The organism is Thalassospira sp. UBA1131 (assembly GCF_002311515.1).
Lineage (GTDB): Bacteria > Pseudomonadota > Alphaproteobacteria > Rhodospirillales > Thalassospiraceae > Thalassospira.
Genome location: NZ_DCAO01000135.1, coordinates 1 through 2,994 on the forward strand (window position 1 = coordinate 1; position 2,994 = coordinate 2,994).

Consider the following 2,994-nt stretch of genomic DNA (forward strand, 5'->3'; position numbering starts at 1 on the left):
GTGACGCAACCCGGTTTTTCTTTTCCGGTGCTTGACCTTGCGCGCGCAATCCGCAAAGGTGCGTTTCTCAAACACATCGAAACCCGGAAAGTACATGGCTATGTCTGCAGCTACTGACATCCTCGCATCACACTCTTGCCCGCCTCTTCGTGCCGGTGTGATCGCCATGATTATGGGTATTTCCGACCTGCGAATGTGATCCCTGTCATCTGCGGATGACAGGACCGGTTTAATACCGCTATTCACGCCATAAAATATTACTATAGCCATCGCACCAGATTGCGGATGGCCGCAGGAGTACGGAAATCATGACTGTTTCCTATCACGATATTGTTCGCGCCTCGGGCTTGCTCGAAGGCATCGTTGCGAAAACACCACTGGTGAAATCCCTAACACTTTCAAACATTTGCCAGGCGGATGTTTATCTGAAACTTGAAAATCAGCAATATACCGCGTCGTTCAAGGAACGTGGCGCCTATGTCAAACTGGCAAGCCTGACTCCCAAAGAACGCGAAAAAGGTGTTATCGCCGTATCGGCTGGCAACCACGCACAGGGTGTCGCCTATAACGCCAAACGACTTGGCATTCCGGCCACCATCGTGATGCCGAAAAACACCCCCTACACCAAGGTTCATCATACGCGCTCGCACGGCGCCGAAGTCGTTCTGACCGGCAACGTCTTTGCCGAAAGCCTTGAGGCCGCGGGCCGCATCCAGCAAGAACGCGGTCTGACCTTCGTCCATCCGTTTGATGATCCGCATATCATCGCAGGCCAGGGCACTGTCGGACTCGAAATCCTTGATGAAAACAAAGACATCGATACGGTTGTCGTACCGATTGGCGGTGGTGGTCTGGCATCCGGCGTTGTCACTGCGATCAAGTCGCGCCGCCCCGACATCGAAGTGATCGGGGTTGAGACCAAGCTTTACCCGTCCATGTATGAAGGCATACACGGCAAGGAATTCACCGGCGGTGGCGTCACCATTGCCGAAGGCATCGCTGTCAAACAGCCCGGCGGCCTGACGCTTGAAATCTGTAAGGAAAAGCTCGATGACGTTGTTCTGGTCGAAGAAAGCTCGATCGAACGCTCCATCCAGATGATGATCGAGATCGAAAAAAGCGTTGTCGAAGGTGCCGGTGCGGCCCCGCTCGCCGCCCTGCTCGATCACCCGGATCGCTTCAAGGGTAAGAAAGTCTGCCTGATTATCAGTGGTGGCAACATCGACACCCGCCTGCTGGCACAGGTTCTGATGCGCGGCATGGCCCGTGAAGGCCGCCTTGTTCGTGTCCGGATCGAAATTCCGGATGTGCCGGGCGCACTATCCACGATCAGTGCCTTGATCGGCGAAGAAGACGCCAACATCATTGAAGTCTATCACCAGCGGCATTTCTATGACGTCCCGGCAAAACAGACCGATGTCGACATGGTGCTTGAAGTACGCGACACCCAGCACGGGCAACAGGTGATCGACCGCCTGATCAAGGAAGGATTCGGTGGCCGCCTGCTTGGCAACACATCCCTCGACTAGGGCAGCCTTCATCTAAAAACGACAAAGGGCCGTTGGTGTTTCACCACGGCCCTTTTCTTTTGTGAACTATATCACATCGCAAGTCACAAAGTTATTCACCCAGCGTTCGATACCGCCCACCGTAATACAGCAACGGCGCACCGGTTTCGCCCATCACCAGTTCCTGAACATGACCAACGATGATGCTGTGATCACCGCCTTCATGAAGAGCGTGACGTTCGCAGGTAAGGGCTGCAACACTGCCCTTAAGACGCGGCATGCCAAGGCTGTCATTTTCATATGCAACCTTGTCCCAGCCATCCTGCCCGGGGGCTGAAAACAGCTCGGACACCTGCTTTTGGCTCTGGCTCAGGATATTGATGCAAAACCGCTTGGCATCCCCCGTGAACAGCGCGTGAGTCGCCGCACGGTGATCAACCGAAAACAATACCAGCGCTGGATCAAGCGACACCGAGGCAAAGCTGTTGATGGTAATGCCCGCTTTTGCACCATCTTGGGCGCGGGTGGTTACAACGGCAACACCGGTTGTGAATTGACCAAGGCAATCGCGAAAATCGCGCGCAGAGAAAGACATATTGAAGGAAGCTCTCGTATACCAATATGGATGGGTGACGCGTCCCGAATGGAGCTTGGGGAAAATGGCGTCTATTCACCGCGCTGTCAAACCTAACTCGCAGCTAATTTAAACGCGATGTTAATAAGATTAAAACTTAATAAGAGCATATAGATATCAGAAACACGTTCTGCACTGCCGCAGAAGGCAGATGTTTCGATGAACTCGGGGTTGATCGTTCAGGTATCTGGCTTGGGGTAGCGGAGAAGAAAAAAGAATGTTCTTGATCATTGGTTATATCGTCGTAGTCGGCTCTGTCTTGGGTGGCTATCTGCCGCATGGCGACTTTGGCATTCTTGTACAACCGCTTGAAGTTCTGATCATTTTCGGGGCTGCGTTTGGTGCCTATTTGACTGCCAACCCGCTTGGCATCGTGAAGAAATCCTTCACCTACACCATTCGCGCCATGAAAGGCCCAAAGAAAAAGGCCGCCTATCTGGAACTTCTGATCTGCCTTTATGCGATTTTCCGCCTTGCGAAATCCAAAGGCGATCTTGCACTTGAAAGCCACGTTGAAAACCCGGAAAGCTCCAGTCTGTTTTCCAATTTTCCGATGCTGATGAAAGATCATCATGCGATGGAATTCATGTGTGACTATCTGCGCCTGCTTACCCTTGGCACGACCAACGCCTATGAACTTGAAGCGGTGATGGATCAGGAACTTGAAACCCATCACGAAGAGGAACACGCAGTTGCCTCTGCTGTGCAAACGGCTGGTGACGGCCTTCCGGCACTTGGCATTGTTGCGGCTGTTCTTGGCGTTATCGTGACCATGAGCTCGGTGACAGAACCGCCTGAAATTCTTGGTGGCCTGATTGCGGCGGCCCTTGTCGGTACCTTCCTTGGTATTCT

Annotated in this window: 3 protein-coding genes; 2 read left to right on the forward strand and 1 reads right to left on the reverse strand. The window is 53.0% G+C overall.

Annotated elements, in window-relative coordinates:
- The first annotated feature begins 308 nt into the window (after nt 1-308).
- Nucleotides 309-1,529 (forward strand): threonine ammonia-lyase, encoded by a 1,221-nt coding sequence (locus B3Z49_RS21935; protein ID WP_063089440.1) that lies wholly within the window; start codon nt 309-311, stop codon nt 1,527-1,529.
- A 91-nt stretch (nt 1,530-1,620) separates the two neighbouring features.
- Here the strand turns inward: B3Z49_RS21935 and B3Z49_RS21940 are convergent, their stop codons facing one another.
- Nucleotides 1,621-2,103, reverse strand: a complete 483-nt coding sequence (locus B3Z49_RS21940) for a flavin reductase family protein (RefSeq protein WP_296994988.1) — start codon at nt 2,101-2,103, stop codon at nt 1,621-1,623.
- Nucleotides 2,104-2,359: 256 nt separating this feature from the next.
- On the opposite strand from B3Z49_RS21940, the gene B3Z49_RS21945 reads away from it, so the two are divergent.
- Nucleotides 2,360-2,994, forward strand: a 635-nt coding sequence (locus B3Z49_RS21945; protein WP_296994990.1) for a motility-associated protein, incomplete at its 3' end; no start/stop codon positions are given.